This window comes from Enterobacter cloacae complex sp. HYC074_NIDB (genome assembly GCF_056673345.1).
This window is the reverse complement of record NZ_CP114214.1, coordinates 3,358,636-3,381,857: the sequence shown is the minus strand read 5'-3', so window position 1 is coordinate 3,381,857 and position 23,222 is coordinate 3,358,636. Positions and strand designations below refer to the sequence as shown.

General features: G+C 50.8%; 37 protein-coding genes. 28 read left to right on the top strand and 9 right to left on the bottom strand.

Annotated features, from left to right (window positions below; translation table 11 throughout):
* Nucleotides 1-178 precede the first annotated feature (178 nt).
* The gene (locus O1724_RS16400) at nucleotides 179-1,348 is read left to right on the top strand and encodes a tyrosine-type recombinase/integrase (protein WP_032634979.1); all 1,170 of its coding nucleotides are present in this window, start codon (nucleotides 179-181) and stop codon (nucleotides 1,346-1,348) included.
* Here the strand turns inward: O1724_RS16400 and O1724_RS16395 are convergent.
* The 7 genes from O1724_RS16395 to O1724_RS16365 form a co-directional block, all read right to left on the bottom strand.
* Entirely contained in the window at nucleotides 1,332-1,517 is a 186-nt protein-coding gene (locus O1724_RS16395) for a DNA-binding protein (RefSeq protein WP_165298120.1), read from the bottom strand. The two genes, O1724_RS16400 and O1724_RS16395, sit on opposite strands and share 17 nt — an antisense overlap.
* A gap of 81 nt (nucleotides 1,518-1,598) precedes the next feature.
* A complete protein-coding gene (locus tag O1724_RS16390) occupies nucleotides 1,599-2,009 on the bottom strand; it encodes a hypothetical protein (protein ID WP_251842240.1) in 411 nt (136 codons plus the stop codon).
* A complete protein-coding gene (locus O1724_RS16385; RefSeq protein WP_251842241.1) occupies nucleotides 2,006-2,248 on the bottom strand; it encodes a hypothetical protein in 243 nt (80 codons plus the stop codon). The genes O1724_RS16390 and O1724_RS16385 overlap by 4 nt, the downstream gene beginning before the upstream one ends.
* A 1-nt stretch (nucleotide 2,249) precedes the next feature.
* Nucleotides 2,250-2,813, bottom strand: a complete 564-nt coding sequence (locus O1724_RS16380) for an ead/Ea22-like family protein (RefSeq protein WP_251842242.1) — start codon at nucleotides 2,811-2,813, stop codon at nucleotides 2,250-2,252.
* A 109-nt stretch (nucleotides 2,814-2,922) separates the two neighbouring features.
* Nucleotides 2,923-3,750 carry a chromosome partitioning protein ParB gene (locus tag O1724_RS16375; protein ID WP_479983897.1) on the bottom strand — a complete coding sequence of 276 codons (828 nt, stop codon included), beginning with the start codon at nucleotides 3,748-3,750 and terminating at the stop codon, nucleotides 2,923-2,925.
* Complete coding sequence (locus O1724_RS16370) at nucleotides 3,750-4,109, bottom strand: hypothetical protein (RefSeq protein ID WP_251842243.1); 360 nt, start codon at nucleotides 4,107-4,109, stop codon at nucleotides 3,750-3,752. Before O1724_RS16370 ends, O1724_RS16375 begins: the two co-directional genes overlap by 1 nt.
* A gap of 102 nt (nucleotides 4,110-4,211) precedes the next feature.
* The gene (locus O1724_RS16365; RefSeq protein WP_022648915.1) at nucleotides 4,212-4,532 is read right to left on the bottom strand and encodes a hypothetical protein; all 321 of its coding nucleotides are present in this window, start codon (nucleotides 4,530-4,532) and stop codon (nucleotides 4,212-4,214) included.
* 526 nt (nucleotides 4,533-5,058) lie between these two features.
* On the opposite strand from O1724_RS16365, the gene O1724_RS16360 reads away from it, so the two are divergent.
* Nucleotides 5,059-5,517 carry a hypothetical protein gene (locus O1724_RS16360; protein WP_022648914.1) on the top strand — a complete coding sequence of 153 codons (459 nt, stop codon included), beginning with the start codon at nucleotides 5,059-5,061 and terminating at the stop codon, nucleotides 5,515-5,517.
* Between the two features lie 468 nt (nucleotides 5,518-5,985).
* Here O1724_RS16360 and O1724_RS16355 read toward each other — a convergent pair whose 3' ends face one another.
* Nucleotides 5,986-6,705 (bottom strand): LexA family protein, encoded by a 720-nt coding sequence (locus O1724_RS16355; RefSeq protein ID WP_032645236.1) that lies wholly within the window; start codon nucleotides 6,703-6,705, stop codon nucleotides 5,986-5,988.
* A 98-nt stretch (nucleotides 6,706-6,803) separates the two neighbouring features.
* Here O1724_RS16355 and O1724_RS16350 point away from each other — a divergent pair, with 98 nt between their 5' ends.
* The 18 genes from O1724_RS16350 (at nucleotide 6,804) to O1724_RS16265 (ending at nucleotide 15,050) form a co-directional block, all read left to right on the top strand.
* On the top strand, nucleotides 6,804-7,022 hold the full coding sequence (locus tag O1724_RS16350; RefSeq protein WP_116311713.1) for a Cro/CI family transcriptional regulator: 219 nt from the start codon (nucleotides 6,804-6,806) through the stop codon (nucleotides 7,020-7,022).
* Between the two features lie 41 nt (nucleotides 7,023-7,063).
* Complete coding sequence (locus O1724_RS16345) at nucleotides 7,064-7,534, top strand: YmfL family putative regulatory protein (RefSeq protein WP_058659033.1); 471 nt, start codon at nucleotides 7,064-7,066, stop codon at nucleotides 7,532-7,534.
* 240 nt (nucleotides 7,535-7,774) lie between these two features.
* Nucleotides 7,775-7,960: a DUF4222 domain-containing protein gene (locus O1724_RS16340; protein ID WP_211990427.1), complete on the top strand. Its 186-nt coding sequence runs from the start codon at nucleotides 7,775-7,777 to the stop codon at nucleotides 7,958-7,960.
* Nucleotides 7,944-8,897, top strand: a complete 954-nt coding sequence (locus O1724_RS16335; RefSeq protein ID WP_253117657.1) for a conserved phage C-terminal domain-containing protein — start codon at nucleotides 7,944-7,946, stop codon at nucleotides 8,895-8,897. The genes O1724_RS16340 and O1724_RS16335 overlap by 17 nt, the downstream gene beginning before the upstream one ends.
* The gene (locus O1724_RS16330; protein ID WP_252457053.1) at nucleotides 8,894-9,388 is read left to right on the top strand and encodes a hypothetical protein; all 495 of its coding nucleotides are present in this window, start codon (nucleotides 8,894-8,896) and stop codon (nucleotides 9,386-9,388) included. Before O1724_RS16335 ends, O1724_RS16330 begins: the two co-directional genes overlap by 4 nt.
* Complete coding sequence (locus tag O1724_RS16325) at nucleotides 9,388-10,047, top strand: MT-A70 family methyltransferase (RefSeq protein WP_105322661.1); 660 nt, start codon at nucleotides 9,388-9,390, stop codon at nucleotides 10,045-10,047. The genes O1724_RS16330 and O1724_RS16325 overlap by 1 nt, the downstream gene beginning before the upstream one ends.
* Nucleotides 10,044-10,271: a hypothetical protein gene (locus tag O1724_RS16320; RefSeq protein ID WP_022650831.1), complete on the top strand. Its 228-nt coding sequence runs from the start codon at nucleotides 10,044-10,046 to the stop codon at nucleotides 10,269-10,271. Before O1724_RS16325 ends, O1724_RS16320 begins: the two co-directional genes overlap by 4 nt.
* On the top strand, nucleotides 10,268-10,588 hold the full coding sequence (locus O1724_RS16315) for a LexA family protein (RefSeq protein WP_040117520.1): 321 nt from the start codon (nucleotides 10,268-10,270) through the stop codon (nucleotides 10,586-10,588). Before O1724_RS16320 ends, O1724_RS16315 begins: the two co-directional genes overlap by 4 nt.
* Complete coding sequence (locus O1724_RS16310) at nucleotides 10,585-10,974, top strand: RusA family crossover junction endodeoxyribonuclease (protein ID WP_252019504.1); 390 nt, start codon at nucleotides 10,585-10,587, stop codon at nucleotides 10,972-10,974. The genes O1724_RS16315 and O1724_RS16310 overlap by 4 nt, the downstream gene beginning before the upstream one ends.
* Nucleotides 10,971-11,960 carry a DUF968 domain-containing protein gene (locus O1724_RS16305; RefSeq protein ID WP_252019506.1) on the top strand — a complete coding sequence of 330 codons (990 nt, stop codon included), beginning with the start codon at nucleotides 10,971-10,973 and terminating at the stop codon, nucleotides 11,958-11,960. Before O1724_RS16310 ends, O1724_RS16305 begins: the two co-directional genes overlap by 4 nt.
* 12 nt (nucleotides 11,961-11,972) lie before the next feature.
* Complete coding sequence (locus O1724_RS16300) at nucleotides 11,973-12,551, top strand: DUF1133 family protein (protein WP_048208891.1); 579 nt, start codon at nucleotides 11,973-11,975, stop codon at nucleotides 12,549-12,551.
* 155 nt (nucleotides 12,552-12,706) lie between these two features.
* On the top strand, nucleotides 12,707-13,102 hold the full coding sequence (locus tag O1724_RS16295) for a phage holin family protein (protein WP_169534227.1): 396 nt from the start codon (nucleotides 12,707-12,709) through the stop codon (nucleotides 13,100-13,102).
* The gene (locus O1724_RS16290) at nucleotides 13,089-13,370 is read left to right on the top strand and encodes a phage holin family protein (RefSeq protein WP_045338888.1); all 282 of its coding nucleotides are present in this window, start codon (nucleotides 13,089-13,091) and stop codon (nucleotides 13,368-13,370) included. The genes O1724_RS16295 and O1724_RS16290 overlap by 14 nt, the downstream gene beginning before the upstream one ends.
* Nucleotides 13,370-13,999, top strand: a complete 630-nt coding sequence (locus O1724_RS16285) for a glycoside hydrolase family 19 protein (RefSeq protein ID WP_058645255.1) — start codon at nucleotides 13,370-13,372, stop codon at nucleotides 13,997-13,999. Before O1724_RS16290 ends, O1724_RS16285 begins: the two co-directional genes overlap by 1 nt.
* Before the next feature lie 7 nt (nucleotides 14,000-14,006).
* Nucleotides 14,007-14,276, top strand: a complete 270-nt coding sequence (locus O1724_RS16280; protein WP_252457051.1) for a hypothetical protein — start codon at nucleotides 14,007-14,009, stop codon at nucleotides 14,274-14,276.
* Nucleotides 14,277-14,280: 4 nt separating this feature from the next.
* Entirely contained in the window at nucleotides 14,281-14,427 is a 147-nt protein-coding gene (locus O1724_RS16275) for a hypothetical protein (RefSeq protein WP_230031897.1), read from the top strand.
* 29 nt (nucleotides 14,428-14,456) lie between these two features.
* Complete coding sequence (locus O1724_RS16270) at nucleotides 14,457-14,681, top strand: hypothetical protein (RefSeq protein WP_045345419.1); 225 nt, start codon at nucleotides 14,457-14,459, stop codon at nucleotides 14,679-14,681.
* A gap of 207 nt (nucleotides 14,682-14,888) precedes the next feature.
* Nucleotides 14,889-15,050 carry a hypothetical protein gene (locus O1724_RS16265; protein WP_023303625.1) on the top strand — a complete coding sequence of 54 codons (162 nt, stop codon included), beginning with the start codon at nucleotides 14,889-14,891 and terminating at the stop codon, nucleotides 15,048-15,050.
* Here O1724_RS16265 and O1724_RS16260 read toward each other — a convergent pair.
* A complete protein-coding gene (locus O1724_RS16260; protein ID WP_058685152.1) occupies nucleotides 15,033-15,497 on the bottom strand; it encodes an aspartyl protease family protein in 465 nt (154 codons plus the stop codon). The two genes, O1724_RS16265 and O1724_RS16260, sit on opposite strands and share 18 nt — an antisense overlap.
* Nucleotides 15,498-15,774: 277 nt before the next feature.
* Between O1724_RS16260 and O1724_RS16255 the strand changes: the two genes are divergently transcribed.
* The 8 genes from O1724_RS16255 to O1724_RS16220 all read left to right on the top strand — a co-directional run bounded on the left by O1724_RS16255 (nucleotide 15,775) and on the right by O1724_RS16220 (nucleotide 23,213).
* On the top strand, nucleotides 15,775-16,326 hold the full coding sequence (locus tag O1724_RS16255; RefSeq protein ID WP_251842319.1) for an HNH endonuclease signature motif containing protein: 552 nt from the start codon (nucleotides 15,775-15,777) through the stop codon (nucleotides 16,324-16,326).
* Nucleotides 16,327-16,339: 13 nt separating this feature from the next.
* The gene (locus O1724_RS16250) at nucleotides 16,340-17,239 is read left to right on the top strand and encodes a phage tail tip fiber protein (protein ID WP_253117651.1); all 900 of its coding nucleotides are present in this window, start codon (nucleotides 16,340-16,342) and stop codon (nucleotides 17,237-17,239) included.
* 11 nt (nucleotides 17,240-17,250) lie between these two features.
* Nucleotides 17,251-18,708 (top strand): glycosyltransferase family 2 protein, encoded by a 1,458-nt coding sequence (locus tag O1724_RS16245; RefSeq protein ID WP_252457060.1) that lies wholly within the window; start codon nucleotides 17,251-17,253, stop codon nucleotides 18,706-18,708.
* Nucleotides 18,690-19,280, top strand: a complete 591-nt coding sequence (locus tag O1724_RS16240; protein WP_252457059.1) for a hypothetical protein — start codon at nucleotides 18,690-18,692, stop codon at nucleotides 19,278-19,280. Before O1724_RS16245 ends, O1724_RS16240 begins: the two co-directional genes overlap by 19 nt.
* Entirely contained in the window at nucleotides 19,277-19,621 is a 345-nt protein-coding gene (locus O1724_RS16235) for an HNH endonuclease (RefSeq protein WP_252457049.1), read from the top strand. The genes O1724_RS16240 and O1724_RS16235 overlap by 4 nt, the downstream gene beginning before the upstream one ends.
* Before the next feature lie 127 nt (nucleotides 19,622-19,748).
* Nucleotides 19,749-20,213, top strand: a complete 465-nt coding sequence (locus O1724_RS16230) for a phage terminase small subunit P27 family (protein WP_045911167.1) — start codon at nucleotides 19,749-19,751, stop codon at nucleotides 20,211-20,213.
* Complete coding sequence (locus O1724_RS16225; RefSeq protein WP_080339344.1) at nucleotides 20,167-21,909, top strand: terminase large subunit; 1,743 nt, start codon at nucleotides 20,167-20,169, stop codon at nucleotides 21,907-21,909. Before O1724_RS16230 ends, O1724_RS16225 begins: the two co-directional genes overlap by 47 nt.
* Entirely contained in the window at nucleotides 21,909-23,213 is a 1,305-nt protein-coding gene (locus tag O1724_RS16220; RefSeq protein ID WP_252457047.1) for a phage portal protein, read from the top strand. The genes O1724_RS16225 and O1724_RS16220 overlap by 1 nt, the downstream gene beginning before the upstream one ends.
* The last annotated feature ends 9 nt before the right edge of the window (nucleotides 23,214-23,222 follow it).

Here is a 23,222-nt window from a genome sequence, read left to right as displayed (position 1 = left end):
TTAAGTGTTCGTCTTGTGTTGCATGTTATCCCAATAGTCCACGCAGCTTCAAGCTTTTAGTCTCTTTTATTTCCTGTTCGTTCATGTCTGTACGCAAAGAAAATCATTTGGTTCACTTGCCATTGCGTACAGATTGAGTACAGAATGCTGAAAATCAGTGTGTACAGGATACAGAGCCGTGGCCCTCAGTGATACCAAACTACGCAGCATCAATGACAAGCCATACAACGGCGCGCCAGAAGTAACAGATGGCGACGGTCTCAGCGTGCGTATAACCCCTACCGGAACGATTACGTTTCAGTTTCGGTACCGATGGAACGGTAAACCTGTTCGCCTTTCTATTGGACGCTATCCAGCTACCTCTCTGAAAGAAGCGCGCGTAATAGTCGGCGAGATGCGCGAATTGTACCTCAAGGGGCTAAACCCTAAAAATTATTTTGCCAAAGAGGATGGCGAGCTGACGCTGAAAGAGTGTCTCGATCAGTGGTGGAACAAGTATGTTGAAACCCTGAAGCCTAATACACAGACTTTATACAAGTCAGTTGTGTACAACACTATGTACACAGAATTCCCGGATGCCCCCGTCGTCAACATCCCTGTTTCAGCATGGGTTAGGTTTTTCGATAAGCAGGAAAAGAAAAACGGCAAAAAGGCCAGGGTACTTCTCCTGCAGCTGCGATCAGTAATGAACTGGTGTATCAGCCGACAACTCATACCTTCGTGCGAGGTTCTGAAGCTCAGCGTTAAGACGATAGGAAAGAAGCCGGATGTTGGTAGCAGGGTTTTAACCTATACCGAACTGGCAAAAATATGGCTCGCGCTGGAAAACAACAAGATCGTTACTTCCAACAAGGTGCTTCACCAACTGTTGTTGTTGTGGGGAGCCAGATTGTCAGAACTTCGCCTGGCTACTAACAGTGAATTCAATATGGACGATCTTATTTGGACTACTCCAGCTGAGCATTCAAAAATGGGGAATGTTATTCGTCGTCCTGTTTTTGAGCAGGTAAAGCCTTTTGTAGAGAGGCTTTTAAATTCGGGTAACACCGTCCTGTTCCCTGGCCAGGAACTGGATAAGGCAATAGATCGTTCGTCAGCAAATCTCTACATGAAAAAACTAAGGGATAAAATTGATATACCTGAATGGAGAACGCACGATTTCAGGCGCTCACTGGTAACGAATTTGTCAGGGGAGGGAGTTATGCCCCATGTCACCGAAAAGATGCTGGGGCATGAACTGGGTGGTGTGATGGCCGTGTACAACAAACACGACTGGCTGGTGGAGCAGAAAGAGGCTTATGAAATGTATGCCGATAAAATATTCTGGCATGTTAAACAGCTCGGTTGACGCCGCCCTCTTCAATCCATTTCATAACTGCTTTACGGCTGTAGCGTGACGGATATGTGAGAACAGGATTGGGGAAACCACGTTCTTTGCGTAAGCGCCAAACAGCAGTTTTTTTCTTTTTGAGCAGGTCGAATACTTCCTGCTCCTCCATAAAATCAGTAGTAGTCATAAATACCTCATCAAAAATTACCGTTAAAAACACACGTACCACACCCGCCGCGAGCGCCTTCAGTGCATACATCGCAGCGATCTACTTTTTTGATTTTACCGTCTCCTCCTGCTGCATTGCTCCCTGCATGGCGGCGCGGCAGGCGTCTTCAATATGATTTCTAATACGTTTCCGGCATTCATCCTGATTATCTGCGTAAGTAGACATTATTCCATCAACGGCAAGGCTTATAGCCTCATCAGGAACTACCGGCGCTGGCGGGGCGGTGCGATACAGAAGCACATCACCCATCTCTTTTCTGGATGCTGGCCATACATCTGCATCAGCGCCAGATTTGAGATAATCAAGATTGGACTGGTCGATAACGCACACAGCCTCCGCTTCGAGCGATGCCAGCGCAATACGCGCCAGCTCTGCAATTTCTTCGCCGAGAATAGCCCCGACATTTTCACGTCTGGATAATTCCGTCAGTCTCTCTTTGGTGAATGTCATGGGTTAGTCCTCCCAGTCAGGCGTTCACGAATGGTTAGCTTGCGGGATGCGCGAAGTGTCTCGCTATCAGCGACCTCAACCACCACGTAAGCACATTCACAGAATGGCTTTTTTCGCTGGCTGGATAAGTAAGCTGCATCTTTCTCTGCCGATTCTCGGCATGTTGCTTCAAGCTGATGAACCGTGAATCCCTTGCTATGCACATGACAGCCGTGAATTACTGCGATATAACGAGCCATATCACTCTCCCTTAGCGGTGCCAGCGCCTGGCATATCGCACATGTTTGTCGGATGCGGGTTTTCGCGAATAATCCGTGCCATTCTTGCCGCCGGGGTTTCTGTCTCTTCGTTGAACTCACTAATAACAGCCGCCAGCTTTTCAGCGTCAGAAGGTGAAATATCCCCATCGATAAACATCACCGGCTTACGCTGTAGTGCTTCCAACTCAGCGATGCGAGTACGTGCTGCTGTGAGTTCGTCCATGTGCTCACGAAGGCTGTCAGTTGCTGCCTCCAGCTTGTCAAAGTCAGGGTTGAAGTTTGCCAGTTGAGCTAACTGGTCTTTCAGGAAGTCGATGCTCTTGTCTTTGGCTTCCAGCTCATCCAGCAGCGCCAGCACGGTGACGGGGTTGGCGGCGGCGATGAATGCAGCATCACGCGCTTCATTTTCACTGAACACCATGGCTATTTGCTCATTGTTCACGCCGTCAGTGGAGTAAATCTCATCGTCGAATTCAACGGCCCACTGACCTTTCGTAGCCTTCTCAGCCGCTTCACGTAATGCGCGTTTGTCGATGTTGCTCATTGGGCGGCCTCCTCGCAGACGTGCATTTCAGGCTCATCAGCCTTGTAGTAACCACCACAGATTTTGCAGGGAACTACCGGAACTTCATCGTAATTTGAGGTTCCAGTAATCATGATTTTTCTCCATGACGCTGCGCGACGATAGCTTTGTGCTCGTCGATAATTTCCACGACTTCTGCATGGACCAATCCTTCAAGAGAGATAACACCTGTGTCGCTTATACCCGCCAGGCTGATCAGTTCTACAAGACGCCGCGCTTTCTTCACGCTAATTTCCGGCGCTATCACGCTGCGGGTAACTTTCTTCTTACCCTTTGCGGCAGCTGAAGCTTTATCCTTCTGAAGAACCTCACCGGCCTTTTCGCCGAACTCTTTTACACGATCAACTGCCACATCTACGGACACGGTCCCGGATTTAACTTCTTTCTGAACGTCATGGTTAGCTGTGCTAAGAAGCAGAAGCTTTTCGACAGTAGGAACAGACTTGTTGACTAGTTTTGCGATCTCGCTGGTGGTCTGGTTGAAAGCGTTATGCAACTCCTGAATAACTGCAGCCTGTTCCATGTCGGAGAGCGGCAGCTGGTTGTTACTGGTCATGATGCGCGCCAGGCGCTGAACATCGTTACCGTTGAACGGCATGATGTGAATGCGGTCCACTGGCTTGCCAGCTTCAGCGCAGCGCGCATAGCAGCGGCGACGGCGGTGACCTTCTACAACCCATACGCCACCTTCATCACGTGCGATAACTTCCAGCGGTGGAACTGATCCGCCGTTCATCAGGTAGTTGAACAGGTCATTGTCAGCCTGGCGGGTGCGTTCATCGTCTTCACGCTTGTTGAAACCTTCACGAACGTGGATATCTGAAAGAGCGATAAACATCCCGGTATCGGTGCGCTTAATTACACCGGCCTTGGTCATTTGCTTGAATGAGTTAGCCATTAGAGAACAACCTCGTTATTCAGGGAAATGACGACACGAGGCAGCTCACGGAGTTCTCGCTGAGCTTCCAGCAGGTGCATGTTGGTAGGCGTTTTGGTGTGGCGCTCTTCTATGCGTTCGCACTCTTTGGCCCAACTGGCAACATCCTCACGCAGGGTGGCGTTCTGCTCGGCCAGTTCCTTACGCTGCGCCAACGCTTCACAGAGCGCGACGCTGGTAACATCAAGGCGTGTAGCCAGTTCGTTAACCATCCAGCCGTAAGCGGCAGGGAGGAGAGGTGCGGCCTTACGAGCTGCGTCGATAAGCTGCTCTCTGGTCATGCGTGGTTGTAACTCGGTGACGTTCTGTGTGTTCGTCATGGATAGTTTCTCCGTGTTATACGCGCTCTGCACAGCGCTGAATTTTGGTTGCACGAATCCCGGCACTTGAATGCTGCCAAATTCGTATTTACTCATTAGGTATTAAAAATATTCGCGATTATCAGAACGAACGCGTTCGAGAATAATTTTTGCTTCATCCAAGGTTGGTGCAAGCAAGGCTTTCTCTATCGCTCTGGCAAAACTAATCGCATCGCATTCGTAGCTGTCTGCCCGTGATTCCCAATCAGATGCCTCTTCTTCAGCAGAAGAAATACGGTCATCGTATTCATATTCCAGCTCATGGCGAACCTCAGCGCGAAGACTTTCACGAATAATGTCTGACGCTTCTTCAAGTGGAAGAATGACCAGTAAATTTTCGGGCTGATAAGTACCATATTTAACAGCCAAATCGTTTGCAGACATGCTACCTCCAGAAAAAGCGCCCGCCGCTGAGCGGGCAAATAGCATTTTTCCAATCCAACCAGAACAGGCTCATCGTCTCCTGTTGGTTGAGATGGCGTTATTACCATCACCAAGCACCCTGAGGATGCTTGAGGCTGGCAGCCACAATCGACACTGCAATGTCGAAACGTTACTTCTCCACAATTGAGAGCGCGTTCTCCTGAGTTGATTTAACGACTACGGCCTCTCAAGTTGAACGCTGAACGCGCTTTCAGTTGTGTAAAAGGGGCGGTCGACATTAAGGACATTCAAAACTGCCGACCGCCAAGACTACACACAGCAATCAAAACTTTGCCTGTCTTTTCACCACATCAGGCTCGGTGGATCTGGCTATTCCCCAACAACCAGAGTTCAGTTAATCTGGATATCCCCAGCAACCACATGAGTACTTTTCAATGAAAAATTATTCAGATTATGAAGAGCGGCACATGTCTCCTTTTAAGAGACCTGAGCCACCAAAACCCAACGACGAAGACTGAGGTACCGCATGAACCGCGACGATATAATTTTTGATATTCATTATTCGCACTATCTGGAAAAGATGTTTGCCACCCTTACAGGGCGGATTGACCGAATAATTACGTTCATAATTATTTTGTCCGGGTGCGGCGTATTTGTTTCCGTGACTGGCTATTTTATTGTCGGCGCATTGATAGCTGCGTTGTCGATCTGCCAGGTTGTATTTCAGTTCTCCCGGGCGTCAGGTGTTGCGGCAGAGCATGCAAGAAAATACCTGGCATTGATCACAGATGAGCCAGCACTATCGAATGAGGAATTGTTGTCCCGCTTTAAACTTTTGCAGGATTCCGATTCGGAGCCATGGGGATCGCTTAAACCAGCCGCGCATAAACGCGCTTCAATAGTGCTTGGTCGCATTGACAATTCCCGTGCTCTCACTAGCAAAGAGGCTTTTCTCGCGAGGCTTGGGGGAGATCTTCCAGTATAGGATTTCAAGATGATTGAAAGAGCTGGTGGACATAAGCCAACACAACCACGGCCACCTGTCCAACCAAGTCCCCGCCCGCAGGGTTAGGGATATCCAGATTGTTAAAGAGCAAAGCGTCCTATGGGCGCTTTTTTATTTTCTGAATGCATCCTCGTCTCTTCCGAGGTGTCACACCTGATCGCCACGCTGGTGAAACGTCTCTGGCTGTCGTACACAACTGGCTTGCACATTCCGGCTACCCGCTGGATCGGGATACTGCCTAAGGAATCCCCGGACCGCTGCGGCACATGTGCCATATGCCGTACTGCAACTACCGATGGTCTTAAACATCATCACCCCGGCGCATAATGAGTATCACCAATAGTAATTAAATGGTCAACACCTGTAGTGATAAAAATATCACGCTTAGTGTTAACTTTATGATTAGTAAGATGAAAAAATATGCAAAAAAAGGAGCCGATTGGCTCCTTATTCGAAGATGGTTTCAGGCCATTGGGCCTTGACGACTTTGCCGATTATCCTGCAATTCTCATTACATTCAATGGCCTGATAGCGAGGGCTGGGGTTTAGAGGTTCGAGCCAGGGCTTACCGTCTTCACGAACAAATTTTTTAAAAGTCACCTCTGAATCGTTGAATATACCAGCAACACAGAAATCACCAGGCTCAACATCCTGCTCTGGATCTATGAGTATAAGCATTCCCTCAGGAAAGCTTGGCTTTACTCCTGGAGGCGCAGTCATTGAATGGCCAGATACCTCAAGCCAAAAGGCAGAATCACTGGCTTTAACTGTGGTTGAGACCCATTCCTTCGCGTCGCGTTCTGTGTATGAATTAACAGGGCAAAATGAGCCCGCCTGCACTTCAGTTAACAGTGGGTACTCATATACAGAGGAATGATTCCTTCCGTTCGCAATCGCCTCAAACATAGCTGATATCTCAGCTGCAAGGGAAGGACTGAAATCATCGACTTTTACTCCGAGAATTTTTGCGAACTGCGCGGCATGAGTAGCGTTGATAGCATTTGTGCCATTCAGTAACTGAGCGACACCACTTTGTCCCATACCCATTTGCTCAGCCAAAGTCTCCTGTGAGAGCCCAAGCGCTTTTTTCTTGGACTCAAAGATAGCTTTCAGCCTGTTGGCATCGGCGATTTGTTCGGCGGTCAATGGTTTCTTTTTCATTCTCATAATTTATCACCGCACGGCATAATCACCAATCACCGCTAGTGTTGACATATTTATCACTAACAGTGATACTCCTTATGTGCAAACCACGAGGAAAACCAATGAAGATTATTCCGCTCTCTGAATATGTTTTGGAAAACGGTCAGGCCAAAACCGCTGAGGCTCTTGGGGTATACCAAAGCGCCATCAGTAAAGCCCTCAAGCGTAATCGCCGGGTAAATATCCTGGTAAACGAAGACGGGAAAATTGAAGCCGAGGAAGTTCGACCATTCCCTAACAAAAACAAACCTGTTGATCCTGACATTGCAGTAACACCGTAACCCAGTAACCAGCATTTCGTAACTACCAAAGGAAAAACAACATGGTAGAGCCAAGCCTGAAAGAAGTAGTGAAAGCGATGTGTAAAGCGTACCCCGGAGGCCGTGAGGCTATGGCCGGTGCTCTCGGCATGTCAGTGACGCAGTTCAACAACAACCTCTACGAGAAAAACGGCTGTCGCTTCTTTGAAGTGAACGAGCTGGAAGCGATGGAAGACATTTCAAACACGTCTCTCCTGGCTGATTACTTTGCCCAACGTCGCGGCGCTTTGCTGGTGGACGTTCCGCAGCTGGAAGACCTTGACCGCGTGGACCTGTTTACTCGTGCCATGAGAACTGCAGCAGCACGCGGACAGGTTGATCAGATTATCCAGAAAGCCCTGGAAGATGGAGTTATTGAACCGCATGAAGCTGAAGAGATTCACGAACATCACCGCCGTCACCTGGCTGCGCGTGAAGAAGAAATCCGCGCGATTGTCGCGCTGTTTAGCCGTAAGAAAACCCAAAAGAAGTGACGCCCGCGAGTGTGCAGCTCCGGGCGTCGTGGCGTGTCGTATTCAGTGGAGAAACTAACGCATGAACAGTTTAAACCGATTGAGACCAGCGAAGCAATTCAGATGCCTTCCACTGGTGGGAAAAGATTCCCCGTTCGGCTATGTGGAGAGATTAAACAACCAGGCGGATGAGAACAACTACCAGCCTGTGAACGCAATGGTAGAGGCATTTGCACTGATGAACGAGAAGGGGCGTGAGGAATGGCTGAAGTTGACCGGCGATTCAGAGACCACAGAGGCATCACCGTCCACGTCATCAGATGGGAGCCCGAGACTCGACGCGTTATATACCTTCGCGAATGGTACGATCATGAGTGCTTCAGCCCTCTTGAGCAATTCCAGCGTAAATTTACAGAGTTAAAGGACGACCATGAGCAGAATCTTTGACATCGTCCAGTCAATGTCAGGCCAGAAGAACGTCATTGTTCTTCCCAGGCCGTACCTGCTGTTCTTTAAAGAAGACCAGCAGGCTCATGCGCTGGCAGCAGTTCTTAATAACCTCGTTTTCTGGTCAGCATTTGGGGATGAAGACGGATGGTTCTATAAAACTCACAAGGAGCTTGGAGCTGAGGCGGGCGAATTAACTGAAGACCAGACAGAGCGGCTGGTTAAAAAGTTGGTAAACAAGTATCTGCCTGGCGTGATCGAGACCTGCTCTCGAAAGGTCAATGGTACGCCAACCAAGCATTATCGCATCGACGGCGATGCTCTAATCTCATTAATCTTTCCAGAAAATAACGATTCCGCAAAAGTACGTAATGGAAAACGTGAAGATGCGGAATCAAAACCGCGAAGCTGCGTTTCTCAATCCGCGAAAGACAGGAATCTTGGGAGCCGCGAAAGTACGGAATCCTATCTCTATACAGACTTTAATACAGAGTTAAACAAGCAGACTAATAAACCTATTTGTCCGGTTGCGCCGCAACCAGACCGTGATGTGTTGATCACCGATCAGGCTAAACAGGTTTTAACCCATCTGAACCAGGTGACCAGTTCGCGTTATCAGGTTTCAACAACCTCGCTGCAAAACATTCGCGCCCGAATCGGGGAGGGATTCACCGTTGAAGAGCTGTCGTTGGTGGTGGACTACTGCAACGCCAAGTGGAGTGACGATTTAACAATGGCGGCCTACCTGCGCCCGCAGACACTTTTCCAGCCAACGAAGTTTCCAGCTTACCTGAAGTCCGCTACCAATTGGGCGAATGCCGGAAGGCCAGCGCGTGTTAACGGGAAGTGGGAGCGTGAGGATGGAATCTTCAAATCCAGCTTCAAGAACACCGACTACAGCAAAGTCCCGTCGGGCTTCAGAGGAGCGAACTCATGAGTCTTCTGAAAGATATTCAAATTTTCATCGCCGCTAATCCTGGCTTAACGAACAAAGAGATTGCGGCATCAATGCCACAGTACGACATTCATGCTGTTCAGCGCGGGGTATGCCATCTGGTCAAGCTGAATCGCGCAACCCGCCAGCATAACGGCAAGTGCTACCAGTATTTTGCCAAAGCACCGGGTGGGGAGATTGGCGAGGGGCGTTCCGCACTGAAAATCAATCGGGCTGATAAATCAGCTGTACCAGAACAGGAAGAAGCTCTGAATCCGGCTGTGACCACAATGATGGATAAGGCTCAAGGCCTGTTTGAAAAAGGGCTCTACCAGCGTGCAGCCACAGTTCTGATGGATGCCTTCAACCGCTCTAAGAACGAAGAGCAGCGGATGAAGATACTGATTGAGCGTCAGCGTTGCCTGAGCATGGCGCCGAAAGTGAAAGCACCCTCTGATGCATGGTGTCTGGCTGGCCGAGCGAGGAATGTCTGATGAATTACTCACTGATTTACGCTGACCCTGCCTGGCTCTATGACAACAAAGCCAGTAACGGTGCAGCAGAAGATCACTACGACACGATGAAACTGATCGACATGAAGCGCTTGCCGGTTTGGGACCTGGCTGCCGATGATGCAGTTCTGGCTATGTGGTTCACCGGTACGCACACTCGAGAGGCTATCGAGCTGGCTGAAGCGTGGGGCTTTAAGGTCCGCACGATGAAGGGCTTTACCTGGGTAAAGTTCAACCCACTGGCAGAGCAGCATATCAACAAAGCACTTCAGGCAGGGCGTGTGGAGGATTTTTACGACTTCCTCGACCTGTTGAACGTACAAACACGCATGAACGGCGGGAACTACACCCGAGCCAATACCGAAGACCTCTTGATCGCCACCAGGGGAAAAGGACTTGAACGCAAATGCGCCAGCATCAAGCAGGTTATTTACAGCCCACTCGGTGAGCACAGCCAGAAGCCAGCAGAGGCGCGTTTCCGTCTGGAGATGCTTTACGGTGATGTTCCACGCATCGAACTATTCAGCCGTTGCGGTGCGCCTGGCTGGGACCACTGGGGAAATCAATCTGAATCACCAGCTGTTGAGCTTATACCGGCAGTTGCCGTTCCCATGAAAAAACTACAGGAGCGCGCCGCATGAAAAAGCTATCTACCGAGCATGAGAACGCTGTGCGTGATGTAGCCCGTCAATGCAACGATGCCATCAAAAAAGCCCTAAAGCAGAAGCCAAAGCCAAGCTGGAATGTCGTAGTGCCTCCGATCCTGAAGGAGTACCACGAGAAGGTTAAACCGATGGGCGTAAGCCTGGTGATGTTCAACAGCGTAATCGGACGCCTGAACGGGCGTTATGGAGTCGAGTCATGATCGAATTAACGCCGCGTCAGAATGAAGTGTTCGAAGCTATCAAGGTTCATATCGAAAAGGCTGGCTTCCCACCTACGATGCTGGAGCTTGCCGGATTAATTGGCTGCGCATCACCGAACGCTGCTGTAGCGCACGTGAAGTCACTTAAGAAAAAGGGTTACATCACTGTTGCTCCTGGCGCAGCCAGGGGCATTACCGTCGTCAAAACGGAATGGGATGCAGATCCAGTGACGATCATCAAAGACCTGCTTTCCGATGGAGATAAGGCCAGAGATAACGCTGTTGAATGGCTGAAAAAACAGGGAGTGACGTTATGAAACTGGTGCTCCCATTCCCACCGAGCGTAAACACATACTGGCGAGCCCCAAACAAGGGGCCGTTAAAAGGCCGCCATCTTATCAGCGAGAAGGGCAGGGCATACCAGAGCGCGGCATGTGCAGCGATCATTGAGCAACTGCGTTGCTTACCAAAACCATCATCATCACCAGCTGCGGTGGAGATCCTTCTCTTTCCGCCAGATGACCGCCGCCGCGACATCGACAACTACAACAAGGCGTTGTTTGACGCGCTCACGCACGCAGGCATTTGGGAGGATGACAGCCAGGTGCAGAGAATGCTGGTGGAGTGGGGACCTAAAGTGCATGGCGGAAGGGTAGAAATATCGATAACCAGGCATCAACCAACAATGGGGGGAATTGGGTGAGAGCCATACTGACGCCTGAAATTGCGCCGATGTCTGGGGTGGTTCTGTTCCGCCCTGGTAACGAACTGCTCTGGCTATTCCGTCAGGGGAGGGTAGTTATTGAGCCACCATCCGAAGCCATCCAGCATCTGCCATCTGGATTAATCCCTGAAGCCCACCAGCCCCTGACTGACGATGCCAACATGCAGGCTATTTTCGTTAACGAGAGGGTCATTCAGCGAGCCGGTGGATTGAGTAGCCTTGATGCCTGGCTGGAGAGAAAATTTGAATGCCAGTGGCCTCACACTGACTGGCATGCCAGTGACTTTACGATAATGCGCCACGCTCCGGGGAGCATTCGTCTTTGCTGGTCGTGTGATAACCATTTACGTGAGCAAACCACTGAAAGACTGGCAGGAATTGCCATGCAGAACCTGGTAAAATGGCTGCTGGAAAGGGTAAATATTGATTTAGGTTTCAGCACTGACCACACTCTTTCGCTTCCTGAGTTCTGCTGGTGGATGGTACGTAATGATCTGGCTGACCTTGTTCCTGAATCAGTGGCGAGTAAAGCACTCAGAATCAAGCCAGAACAGCACAGTTCAGTGATGAGGGAAAGCGACATTGTCCCGTCATTACCGGCTACGCAAATCTTTCAGGAGAAGGCAAAAAAGATAGTGGCGGTGAAGGTCGATCCTGAAACGCCGGAATCTTTCATGCTGAGGCCAAAGCGCCGACGCTGGGAAAACGAGAAATACACCCGCTGGGTGAAGTCGCAGCAGTGCAGTTGCTGCAATAACCCGGCAGACGACCCCCACCACCTGATAGGCCACGGGCAGGGTGGAATGGGTACTAAGGCGCATGACCTGTTTGTGATACCGCTGTGCAGAGCGCATCACGACGAGTTACACGCTGATCCTGTGGCATTTGAAGCGAAATACGGCGACCAGTTGGTGCTGTTGTTTCGGTTTTTAGATCGTGCGCTGGAAATCGGCGTACTGGCGTAAGTGGAGACGCAAATGATCAATCCTTCAGAAGTAGGCAAATCCGGCGAGTTGGTTCGCCTTCGCACTCTCGAAAGTATCTGGGTACAGGGAAAGCTCCGCATGTGGGGCCGCTGGTCTTATATCGGTGGTGGCTCGGGCGGAAACATGTTCAACCAGCTGCTGGCATCCGGGAAAATAACCAAATCCGCCATCAACGATGCGCTGCGCCGCATGAAGAAATCCGGCATCACTAAACCCGAGCTGGAAGCATACCTTCGTGAAATTCTCGACAGTAAAAACAAAACTGGCCTGGCGTTCTGCTCAGACGAGGAGGGGCTAAAGATTGACGGCGTTATTGCTGCGATATTGATGAACGAAGAATACCATGGGCTGTATAGTGTGATTGTTGATCGTCATCGTCTGCGTAAAAGCAAACTCCAGATGGCTAAAGAGCTTAATTCAAAACACCCCGGCTGGACCCTTATTACATGCCGTCGTCGTATTGATACATGGGTTAGTCTTGCAGAATCGATCCTTTACGCACCACTTTGTGACGCATTCGCCACAAATAGCGACAGATTTACGTTGCAGAGTGAGCAGGAAAGTGCTTAAATTGTGGTAGGCTCGGGACAGTAAAGCGTACTGAGCAACAAATCAAAACATAAACCCGCCACTGCTGCGGGTTTTTTATTTTAAGGGCTGCCTCCGGGTGGCCTTTTTTGTTTCCCCTCGTTCTGAGAGGACTCACGGCAATAAGAGGGGGCTAAATGTCCGATCCTGTTTCTGGCACTACGGTAGCGGCTGGTGGTCTGATGGGGGCCAGCATGTTCGGCCTGGCAACCGGCATTGATTATGGTGTGGTGTTTGGCGCATTCGCTGGTGCAGTGTTCTATGTCGCTACGGCGGTTAATATCAGCCGCCTTAAGCTGGTGGGCTACTTCATCACCTCATTCATCTTCGGCGTTATTGGCGCTCCACTTCTTGGCTCTTACTTCTCCAAATGGACGGGGTATAGCGACAGGCCACTTGATGCGCTGGGCGCGGTAATCGTAGCCGCTATTGCGATTAAGCTGCTGACGTTCGTCAACAGCCAGGATTTGGGTAGCCTGTTTGGAATTCTCTCTCGTTTACGTGGAGGAGGGACCAACAATGGTAACAAGTGATCCGAGTGCAATGGCGAATGCCATCATCTGCGGGGTAATCGTTCTTGCCCTCATGTTTTACCAGCGTGGAGGGGCGAGACATCGTCCACTGATATCGCTGATGGCTTATTTCACGGTGCTGGTTTATGCCAGCGTCCCTTTCCGTTACCTGTTTGGCCTGTATCACGAATCGCACTGGTTTGTGGTGCTTGTGAACGTTCTGATTTGCGCTGCTCTTCTCTGGGCACGGGGAAACATGGCGCGCCTGATTGATGCACTGAGGCACTAATGAACCAATCACAATTTCAGAAGGCGGCTGGTATCAGCGCCGGGTTAGCTGCGCGCTGGTTTCCACATATCGACGCTGCCATGAAGGAATACGGCATCACAGCACCGCTTGACCAGGCCATGTTTATTGCCCAGATGGGGCACGAAAGCACCAGATTTACCCGGCTGGTGGAAAACCTGAATTACGCGGCTGAAAACCTGGTACCGACGTTCGGTAGCCACCGCATCACGCAACAGCAGGCCGCCGCACTTGGCAGAACGGCAACGCAACCGGCAAACCAGAAAGCGATCGCCAATCTGGTATACGGTGGTGAGTGGGGAAAAGAACACCTTGGCAATCAGGTCGCTGGTGATGGCTGGAAATATCGCGGTCGCGGCCTGAAGCAAATCACTGGGCTCAGCAACTATCGCAGCTGCGGTCATGCTCTAAAACTTGACCTTGTTACCCATCCGGAGCTGCTTGAACAGGATGAATACGCCGCGCGCTCAGCTGCATGGTTCTATTCGTCTCGCGGTTGCCTGCTTCATTCCGGCGACGTGGAGCGCGTGACGCTTCTTATCAATGGCGGCAGAAACGGACTGGATAAACGCCGCGCGCTGTTCAACCTGGCGAAATCCGTTCTGGTGTGAGGTGAATGTGGGTATCGAAACGATAATAGGGCTGGCCGCACTGGTCATTTCCGCCATTGCCGGCGCTTTTGGTCTGGGTCATATTCGCGGCACCAGCAAAGCGGAAGCGAAAGCCGACCAGCAACGCTCCGAAGATAACGCAGCTGCAACGGTCGCAGCAGCTGAACGCCGGATAGATGCAACGAAAGAGGCCAGCAATGTACAGCAGACTGTTAACCATATGCCTGGCGACGATGTTGATCGCGAGCTGCGGGACAACTGGACCCGTAAGGGTTGAGGTAGTGGACACGGCTTGCGACTGGGTTAAACCCATCTACGGCACAGCGCACGACTGGGATGTGCTGGATCGCCAGACCAAGAAAGACATCCTGGCGCATAACAAAGCGTGGCAGGCTAACTGCCAGAAACAAACCAGCGCCTCGCAATAGCGGGGCTTTTTACTATCCGAGGAAACCCCATGACCGTTCGCGCTAAATTCCGCTGCCACTTTATTCAGAAAGCAGATGGCGATTCACACCGTACAATTCACATGAGCCCCGTGACCGCTGACACAGAAGAAAACAAGTCATGGTCAAAGTACACGCCTGGCGGCCAATTGCAGCTGGTTGTCTCGAACCCGGCTGCATTCGAACAGTTTGAGCAGGGCAAAGAGTACTTCATCGATATTCAACCAGCGCAGTAACCATTACAAAGCTCATCTGCGGGTGGGCTTGATAATGGTAAGTATTGTCTTCGGGCAGGCTTTGTAGATGTTAAGGAAGGTGCGAATAAGTCACCAAACGCAAAAAAACGCCTATGTAAGTGATTGAATTTAATTGACTAAAAGTTTCATTTTCGTTGCGGAGGGTACTTATTCGCACCCTCCTTAAGCGATTATTAAGAGGCAATCATGACTTTAGCTGAACGTGTAAAGAGAATTGAGAGCGAATTAAAAGATATTAAATCGCAACTCAATTCTGGTACCGATTCTAGGAAAACAGCAAAAGCAATGCCCTTATCCAGTCTTGCAAAAGAGGGAGGTATCCCTGGGGGGTTAGTTAAAAAATGTTAACTCAAATACTTGATTGGAAAAATCCATCGTAAGGGCGCCCATTTTAATTAGTTGCATTCCGAAAACGACCTGGAATTTTCTCCCGTTACTTACCAATGGCACTGAAGTCAATTCTGTTGAAAAAACTCTTTCGTCCTCAGTGAACGATATTACCGCATGCCGAACTGTAGTTTCTATTGTTGAGGTGGCTCCGCTCACAGTTGTTTTTTCCGCGATTGGGAGTTTTAAATCGTCAGCAAAGTCTGAATCCACATAGCAAAGATCTGCTCCGGTATCTATAAGTGCGTAGGCACCAGCCTTCAATCCATTTGGTTTATAAACGTTTATATCTTTTGAGCTACTTGGCCATACTGTCAATGGAACTACGGGAATTGCATGCTCCGTGGGGGTATCTGATACCGATCCATCAATATGGGAAATAAACTTGATTTTTACTTTGGTGATCATCCTTTTTCCTTCGAAGAGTTATTCAGCCATTCCTCCTCTTTGCGTGAATCAGTGTCCCACCACTGACGGGCTGAATGTTTACCTTAACCAGGGCTAATACAAAGCAACATCCTGATATACAGACAGTAGCCGCCATCGTGCGGCTTTTTATGCGCATCGCACGCGCACATTCTACTCAGAACCTTTCAGGATGACCCTTGAGGAACCGGCTGGCGTCGGAGCCTTCTGAGGGCCGGATCTCCTGTGCGACAAGGTTCATCACTAAAAGGTAGCTCCGATGAATGATATTTCTATCGAATATCTGAAAGAAGCGCTGGAATACACACCAGAGTCTGGCGTCATCCGCTGGAGGCAGCGACCCAAATCTCATTTCAAGACAGATAATTCCTGGCGGGCAACTAATGCCAATTTTGCCGGAAAGATAGCAGGCTCGCTTTCTGATGATGGGTATTTGCGGATCGGGATAGATGGTCGGACATATAAATCTCACCGTGTCGCCTGGGCGTTACATTATGGCTATTGGCCTGAGCATGAGATTGACCACATTTCAGGCGATAGGAGTGATAACCGCATACACAACTTGCGATCAGTAACTGCGGCAGTAAATAACAAGAATTTACGCCTTTACTCCACAAATAAAACAGGTGTCCCCGGGGTCGGCTGGTATAAAGCACGCAGAAAGTGGAGAGCAAAGATAAACGACTCTGGAAAGGTAAAGCATATTGGTTACTTCGATGATTTCAGTGAAGCAGTAAAAGCAAGAAAGGCTGTCGAAATGCAGTTGCAATATCACGAAAATCACGGAACCAGTGACAGAGCTGCTTTCTAAAAGGAAATAAATCATGGGTCAGAAAATCATTACGTTGTCCGGCGCTGCGACGGATGTTCTTTATGCACTGTTTTTTCGTGGTGCGTTGACTGGCGGAGATCTGCCATCTAAATCTGGTGCAGCTGAGCTTCGAGAACTGGGGTTTGCTGAAAGTCGCCATACCGCTACAAAATATCATGAGAAAAACTTCTTCACCTTCCTGACTGCTGAAGGGCAGGAGTTTGCCATTAAGCATCTGGCAAATACTCGCTTTGGTGTTCCCGCTGGTGGTTATATCGGCTGCCCTATAGATGAGCCACGAGACGGCATCAATAGCTACTGCCCAATTGAAGACTTTAAATGGGGCTGGTTTGTCGATAAATCAGGGCAAGCCTACATCCATAAGGCGCTGATCGGTGATGGCGTATTGTCTACGGGTTATAACGTGAAATTGAACATCAACAATGATGGCAAAGAGCATGCTGCCGGTATGGCCGTTGGAGTAGAAGACGGCCAGAGCAAGGTCGTGTTTGAGGCTGATCGCTTTAAGGTACATGAAGCCGCTCAATCAGCCAGCAATAATGAAGAGACGGCCTTCAATGGTGGTCTGGCTTTTGGTGGTTTCCCTGGGGCAATTAGTCATGATGGAGCTAATCCCGCTGATGGCAATAATGCCACCGCTGAACCAATCAGTTCAATTGCTTCAGCGACAGGCACAGCCACCAAGACGCGACTAACCGACGAGATGCAAGAACTGGTTCTCAAGGCTGTACGCGAAAGCGATTTGTTCGCAGCCCTCCAGGCAAAGATTGATGCGCAAACAGCTTCAGTAGTTGGCTTGCAACAGGCGATGCACGAAGCGGTGAACGATGCTCTTCGCAATGCGCTCAAGCCAGGCGGCATCCTCTGGAATACACGGTCGCGAGGAATCTGACGGGAGGTTTTATGCAGGTCACTATTGATGGTGTCCCATACGCTCCCGCCAGCGTCGTTTCATCCCGGATCGGCATTGCCATTTCGACACATCAGCGCGCAGACGTTTTAAAACGTTCTCTCGAACAGCATCTGAGGCACCTGCCAGCCGGCGCGCTGGTGGTGGTAGTCGATGATGGTTCAAAACCTGCCGCAGTAGTACCAGACGGCGTGCAGCTGCGTCGCCATGAAACATCACTTGGCATTGTTGCTTCGAAGAACGCCAGTTTAACCGCGCTTATGGACGCCGGGTGTGAGCATCTTTTCCTTTGGGACGATGACGCCTGGCCCATCGCTGATAACTGGCACTTGCCTTACATTGAATCACCCGAGCCACACCTGGCTTACCAGTTCCTCGATCTGGCAGGGACGAATAAGCTGAAGGATATGGCGGTCCTGTACCGGGATGATAAGCACATCGCTTACACCGGGCAGCGCGGCGTGATGCTGTATTACCACCGCAGCGCCATTGAGAAAGTAGGTGGATTCGATCCGATATACGGCCGTGGTATGTATGAACACAGTGACCTCGCGCTACGTATCCATAACGCTGGCCTGACGACGTGGGCTTACGGTGATGTGGTCGGTTCAGAAAAGCTGATCCATTCTCTCGATGAGCATGAAGCCGTAGAGCGTTCGGTACCGCGTCCCGACCGACAGGCGCTGGTGGAACGTAACGTGAAGATCCACAACGAACGGCGTGATGCCGGGTTTACTGGTTACGTTGAATACCGCCAGCAGCGCGATGTGGTTATCACAACGCTGCTTACCAGTCAGCCTGACCCGCAGCGCGGCACAAAAATGGCGGCCTCGCCTGACATGCTGAGCAAATGGGCGGCCTCGCTTCGCCAGTGTGGTCGTATAGCGCTGGTGGATGAATTACTGACGGCCCCGGCAGATGTTGAGCTATGTCGCGTTCCTGACGTGAAGATGAATATCTACTTTCGTCGCTGGTTGCACATCTGGCAGCACCTGCGAGAGCACCCTGAATACCGGTTCGTCTGGTGTACCGATGGTACCGATGTCGAAATGCTTCGCGCGCCGTGGGAAGAAATGGAAGCCGGAAAGGTGTATGTCGGTTCAGAACCAAAGACCTACGCCGATACCTGGGCAAAGCAGAATCATCCGGAGCGCATCTATCAGGAGTTCATTGAAGACCACCGCAACGATGTGATGCTAAACGCTGGGCTGCTGGGGGGGACCCGCGCTGATGTGATGGCGTTCGCTCACGGCATCATCCGTCTTTACTACCGGATCGAGAGCTATCGTTTCTGGAAGAAAGAACAGGCTGGCGCCGCGGTGGGTGACATGCTGGCGTTCGGTATTGTCGCGCAGTCATTTGGCGATCGAATTGTCACCGGCCCGCGCATCCACACAGTGTTTAAGTCTGAAGGTATCGGTAAGGAGTGTGCCTGGTGGAAACACAAGTGAAGTTTGTGGTGGTCGGGCATCGCTCACGCTTGGGAGATGCACAACGTCTTTCTGCGCAGCTGGATGCTCATCTGCTGATTGATGACTGTAACCACGGCGCTAACTGGAATCACCGACGCGCGCTTGAATGGGCTGCTGAGCAACCTTGCCGGGTAGTCGTGCTGGAAGACGACGCGATACCGGTACCCGGATTCATCGAAAAGGTAACCGACTGGTTAGCGCGCTGCCCAGATGACCTTCTGAGTTTTTACCTCGGAACTGGACGGCCTCCTCAGTACCAGATGCAAATAGCCGAACGGCTAATCATTGCTGATAAAGCTCGATATGAATTCATTTCGTTTCCTCGCCTGATTCATGGTGTGTGCTACAGCGTACCGCCTCATCGCATCAGCCGTGTGCTATCCCGATGGGATAACAGCAAGCCCGCCGATTACGCTGTAGGTGATGCCTGGGGCGGTTCAGTGGTCTATCCGTGTTACTCGCTGGTGGATCATGCTGATGGTGAGCCTGTTGAGCGTCACCCTGACTCAGCGCCACGTACAGAACGCCGCCGGGCGTGGAGGCTGGCGTGAATAAAGAACCGCGTATCTATGGCAGCAAATGGGACAGAGAGCGCCTGGTGTTCCTTCGCGCACATCCTCTCTGTGTTATGTGCCGGGATCAGGGAAGGGTGGCAGCAGCAACGGTTGTTGACCACATCATTCCGCACAAACTGAAAGAGGCTCTTCGATCTGGTGATGCGGATGCCATAAGCAAAGCCCAGAAGCTCTTCTGGAGCCGCAGTAACTGGCAGGGACTGTGCAAGCAGCATCATGACTCAACGAAGCAGAGGATGGAGAAGCGCGGCACTATCATCGGCTGTGATGAAAGCGGCCTTCCTCTTGATCCTACTTCGCACTGGTTCAAACGATAATATTTCTCATTCGTGAGTGGACAGGGGAAGGGCGGGGTAAAAGTTCAGGGCTGTCCCCCTGAATGACCGCCGCCCATCCTTTTTGTGCACAACCGCGAAATGAAAAGTTTTTTTCCGGGAGGTTCCGATGGCAGGACGACGCCCGAAACCGACCCACCTGAAAGTGGTAACCGGCAACCCGGGCAAACGCAAACTCAACGACAAGGAGCCCACACCGGCGCGAGAAATCCCGAGTCCACCCGAGCATCTCTCTGACTGGGGAAAGGTAGCCTGGGGAAAGCTAACCGTGCTACTCGACGGCATGGGAATTCTGACCATTGCCGATACGCTGGCGCTCGAACGTCTTTGTGATATTTACGCCGACATTCTGCAACTGCGTCTGACGATTGCCGATGAAGGGCGAACGTACACAGTGCAGACAGAGGGCGGTTTTTTGATTAAAGCAAACCCGGCGGTTGCCATGCTTGCCGACGCTGATCGTCGATTTAAAAGCTACCTGGTTGAATTCGGTCTCACTCCGGCCGCCAGAACGAAGGTGAAAGTGGATGGTGGAGAAAAAGAAGAAGACCCGTTCAACCAGTTCTTCGGTTGATCCCGCAACGCGATACGCCATGGATGTAGTTTCGGGTAAGGAAATCGCCGGACCAGATATAAGAAATGCCTGTAAACGACACCTTAAGGACCTTGAATCATGTCATGCCCGGGGGCTGTTTTGGGATACCGAAGCTGCGCAGCGCGCCATCGACTTTTTCGCGAAAGTGCTGAAGCTCAACGGCGGCGAGCATGAAGGTAATCCCTTTATCCTCCTGCCCTGGCAGTGTTTCATTGTTGGTTCGATATTTGGGTGGAAAAACTCTGAAAACTACCGTCGTTTTCGAATGGTGTATGTCGAATCGGGTAAAGGTTCGGGGAAGTCACCGCTGGCTGGCGGAGTGGGGCTCTACTGCCTGACAGCTGATAAAGAACCACGTGCTGAGGTATATGCCGCGGCCACGAAAAAAGACCAGGCCATGATCCTGTTTAGGGACGCGGTGGCGATGGTTGATCAGTCACCAGCGCTGGCGCAGCGGATTAATAAATCAGGCGGAGCCGGGAAGGAGTGGAACCTGGCTTTCCTTCAGACGGGGTCTTTCTTCAGACCCATAAGTTCTGATGATGGACAGTCAGGTCCGCGTCCGCATTGTGCACTGATTGACGAGATTCACGAGCATAAGAACAACCAGGTCGTTGAGATGATGCGCGCCGGTACGAAAGGACGTCGGCAGGCGCTGATTTTCATGATCACTAACAGCGGCCACGATAAAACCAGCGTCTGTTATGACTACCACGAGTACGGGCGCAAGGTAGCAGAAGGTTCGATCGAGGATGACAGTTTCTTTTCGTTCATCTGCTCGCTTGATGAAGGGGAGGACCCGTTTAAGGATGAGACCTGCTGGAAGAAAGCTAACCCCTCGCTTGGTCACACCTTCACAGACCGTTATCTGAGGGAACAGGTCACCCAGGCACGTGGCATGCCGTCGAAAGAGAGTATCGTTCGCCGCCTCAACTTCTGTCAGTGGGTAGACGCCGATAATCCCTGGATGAGCAGTGATGTGTGGATGGGATGTGAAGAGGACTTCGACCTGCATGAATTGCAGGGTGAGGAATGTTATGGCGGCCTTGACCTTTCTGGAAGCCGGGACCTTACCGCGCTGGCGCTGTTTTTCCCGAAAAAAAGAAAACTGCTGGTGGAGTTTTGGACACCGAAAGACACGTTGCTTGATCGGGCTAAAACGGATCGGGTTCCTTATGACGCGTGGGAGCGGGATGGATACATTCATACCACGCCAGGGAAAGCGGTTAAGTACGGATTCGTTGCTGAACGTATAGCTGACCTTTCTCAGATGTTTTTTATCAAGGCGATAGCCTTTGACCAGTATCGAATCAAATATCTTGAACCTGAACTGGAAGATGCCAGCGTATCAGTGCCTTTGATCCCTCACGGGCAAGGGTACTACAAAGCCCAGGAGTCCGGGTTATGGATGCCGCACTCTATTGAGCTGTTCGAACAGCGGCTGGATGACGGCGACATCATCATCAAAACCAATCCCTGCCTGCGCTGGAATGCTGCATCAGCAGTAACCGAAGCCGATCAGAAAGAAAACCGGATCTTTGCCAAGAAAAAGAGTACCGGCCGTATTGATGGCGTAGTGGCATCTGCTATGGCTATTGGTGCATCTGAAGGGGATGTTGGGGATGAGGGCGATGTCGATGGATTTTTTGACGAACCGATCATAGTGGGTATCTGATGGCTAAGAATAAACAACCCGGGCGTGTAAAAAGCGCCCTGTTAAACTGGCTGGGAGTACCAATTAGTCTCACGACAGGTGAATTCTGGCGTGAATGGTATGGCACCAGTAGCAGCGGAAAGGTTGTTACCGCTGATAAAGCGATAAAGCTCTCTGCTGTCTGGGCTTGTGTCAGGCTGTTGAGTGAGTCCATTTCAACACTCCCACTGAAAATATACGCGCGCCAGCCTGACGGCTCTCGAAAGGCTGCGACCGATCACCCGGCCTATTCGGTGCTGTGCCGTCGCCCTAACTCAGAAATGACGCCATCCCGCTTTATGTTGATGGTAGTAGCCAGTATTTGTCTTCGCGGGAATGCCTTCATTGAGAAGAAGTTCATCGCAAACCGCCTGGTTTCGCTGGTGCCTTTGTTGCCGCAGAACATGGTGGTTAAACGTCTCACTACCGGAGCGCTGGAATACAAATACACTGAAAACGGAAACGAACGCATCATTCCAGTTAAAAACATGATGCACATTCGCGGATTCGGGCTGGATGGTGTTTGTGGGATGATGCCAACGATGGCGGGCGTTGATGTATTTGGCGCTGCTATGTCGGTGGATGAAGCGGCAGCAAAAATTTTCGAGAATGGCCTTCAGAGCACCGGATTTTTGTCCTCTGAAAATGCACTGACGAAGGAGCAGCGCGACCGACTGCGCCGGAACCTTCAGTCATTTATCGGTTCAAAAAATGCCGGAAAGCTGATGGTTCTGGAAAATAAATTAACTTACCAGAACGTCACAATGAACCCGGAGGCTGCGCAACTTCTTGAAAGCCGTTCATTCAGCATTGAGGAAATCTGCCGCTGGTTCCGCGTTCCGCCCTATATGGTTGGGCATACGACAAAGCAGAGCAGCTGGGCTTCGAGTCTGGAGGGTATGAACCTTCTTTTCCTGACGCACACCCTGCGACCTTTGCTGGTGAACATCGAACAGGAAATTGGACGGTGCCTCCTGGACAGCGATGATGAGGTGTTCGCGGAGTTCTCCGTAGAAGGACTACTGCGCGCCGACAGCGCGGGCCGTGCTGCTTACTATACCAGCGCGCTCCAGAATGGGTGGATGTCCCGCAATGATGTGCGCCGTCTTGAGAATATGCCACCGATTGAAGGGGGTGACATTTACACCGTTCAGCTCAACCTGACGCAACTGAAAAATCTCGAAAGCAGCAATCCTGCTGTTCAGGCTCTGGCCCTGAGAGAACTGCATAACCACGTATTCCCCGATATTTCCTTTGAACAATCTCCGCTGAAACAGGCCGCTTAGGAGCACTTT

Excerpts from the sequence above, each read along its gene's own strand:
- O1724_RS16345 (WP_058659033.1), top strand. The coding sequence starts at position 7,064 with ATGGTAGAGCCAAGCCTGAAAGAAGTAGTGAAAGCGATGTGTAAAGCG.
- O1724_RS16325 (WP_105322661.1), top strand. The coding sequence starts at position 9,388 with ATGAATTACTCACTGATTTACGCTGACCCTGCCTGGCTCTATGACAAC.
- O1724_RS16315 (WP_040117520.1), top strand. The coding sequence starts at position 10,268 with ATGATCGAATTAACGCCGCGTCAGAATGAAGTGTTCGAAGCTATCAAG.
- O1724_RS16355 (WP_032645236.1), bottom strand. The coding sequence starts at position 6,705 with ATGAGAATGAAAAAGAAACCATTGACCGCCGAACAAATCGCCGATGCC.
- O1724_RS16365 (WP_022648915.1), bottom strand. The coding sequence starts at position 4,532 with ATGTCTGCAAACGATTTGGCTGTTAAATATGGTACTTATCAGCCCGAA.
- O1724_RS16225 (WP_080339344.1), top strand. The coding sequence starts at position 20,167 with ATGGTGGAGAAAAAGAAGAAGACCCGTTCAACCAGTTCTTCGGTTGAT.
- O1724_RS16230 (WP_045911167.1), top strand. The coding sequence starts at position 19,749 with ATGGCAGGACGACGCCCGAAACCGACCCACCTGAAAGTGGTAACCGGC.
- O1724_RS16250 (WP_253117651.1), top strand. The coding sequence starts at position 16,340 with ATGGGTCAGAAAATCATTACGTTGTCCGGCGCTGCGACGGATGTTCTT.
- O1724_RS16265 (WP_023303625.1), top strand. The coding sequence starts at position 14,889 with ATGACTTTAGCTGAACGTGTAAAGAGAATTGAGAGCGAATTAAAAGAT.
- O1724_RS16295 (WP_169534227.1), top strand. The coding sequence starts at position 12,707 with ATGTCCGATCCTGTTTCTGGCACTACGGTAGCGGCTGGTGGTCTGATG.
- O1724_RS16330 (WP_252457053.1), top strand. The coding sequence starts at position 8,894 with ATGAGTCTTCTGAAAGATATTCAAATTTTCATCGCCGCTAATCCTGGC.
- O1724_RS16220 (WP_252457047.1), top strand. The coding sequence starts at position 21,909 with ATGGCTAAGAATAAACAACCCGGGCGTGTAAAAAGCGCCCTGTTAAAC.
- O1724_RS16320 (WP_022650831.1), top strand. The coding sequence starts at position 10,044 with ATGAAAAAGCTATCTACCGAGCATGAGAACGCTGTGCGTGATGTAGCC.
- O1724_RS16360 (WP_022648914.1), top strand. The coding sequence starts at position 5,059 with ATGAACCGCGACGATATAATTTTTGATATTCATTATTCGCACTATCTG.
- O1724_RS16290 (WP_045338888.1), top strand. The coding sequence starts at position 13,089 with ATGGTAACAAGTGATCCGAGTGCAATGGCGAATGCCATCATCTGCGGG.
- O1724_RS16340 (WP_211990427.1), top strand. The coding sequence starts at position 7,775 with ATGGCTGAAGTTGACCGGCGATTCAGAGACCACAGAGGCATCACCGTC.
- O1724_RS16395 (WP_165298120.1), bottom strand. The coding sequence starts at position 1,517 with ATGACTACTACTGATTTTATGGAGGAGCAGGAAGTATTCGACCTGCTC.
- O1724_RS16245 (WP_252457060.1), top strand. The coding sequence starts at position 17,251 with ATGCAGGTCACTATTGATGGTGTCCCATACGCTCCCGCCAGCGTCGTT.
- O1724_RS16385 (WP_251842241.1), bottom strand. The coding sequence starts at position 2,248 with ATGGCTCGTTATATCGCAGTAATTCACGGCTGTCATGTGCATAGCAAG.
- O1724_RS16390 (WP_251842240.1), bottom strand. The coding sequence starts at position 2,009 with ATGACATTCACCAAAGAGAGACTGACGGAATTATCCAGACGTGAAAAT.
- O1724_RS16300 (WP_048208891.1), top strand. The coding sequence starts at position 11,973 with ATGATCAATCCTTCAGAAGTAGGCAAATCCGGCGAGTTGGTTCGCCTT.
- O1724_RS16260 (WP_058685152.1), bottom strand. The coding sequence starts at position 15,497 with ATGATCACCAAAGTAAAAATCAAGTTTATTTCCCATATTGATGGATCG.
- O1724_RS16370 (WP_251842243.1), bottom strand. The coding sequence starts at position 4,109 with ATGACGAACACACAGAACGTCACCGAGTTACAACCACGCATGACCAGA.
- O1724_RS16380 (WP_251842242.1), bottom strand. The coding sequence starts at position 2,813 with ATGAGCAACATCGACAAACGCGCATTACGTGAAGCGGCTGAGAAGGCT.
- O1724_RS16375 (WP_479983897.1), bottom strand. The coding sequence starts at position 3,750 with ATGGCTAACTCATTCAAGCAAATGACCAAGGCCGGTGTAATTAAGCGC.
- O1724_RS16255 (WP_251842319.1), top strand. The coding sequence starts at position 15,775 with ATGAATGATATTTCTATCGAATATCTGAAAGAAGCGCTGGAATACACA.
- O1724_RS16350 (WP_116311713.1), top strand. The coding sequence starts at position 6,804 with ATGAAGATTATTCCGCTCTCTGAATATGTTTTGGAAAACGGTCAGGCC.
- O1724_RS16270 (WP_045345419.1), top strand. The coding sequence starts at position 14,457 with ATGACCGTTCGCGCTAAATTCCGCTGCCACTTTATTCAGAAAGCAGAT.
- O1724_RS16285 (WP_058645255.1), top strand. The coding sequence starts at position 13,370 with ATGAACCAATCACAATTTCAGAAGGCGGCTGGTATCAGCGCCGGGTTA.
- O1724_RS16310 (WP_252019504.1), top strand. The coding sequence starts at position 10,585 with ATGAAACTGGTGCTCCCATTCCCACCGAGCGTAAACACATACTGGCGA.
- O1724_RS16335 (WP_253117657.1), top strand. The coding sequence starts at position 7,944 with ATGAGCAGAATCTTTGACATCGTCCAGTCAATGTCAGGCCAGAAGAAC.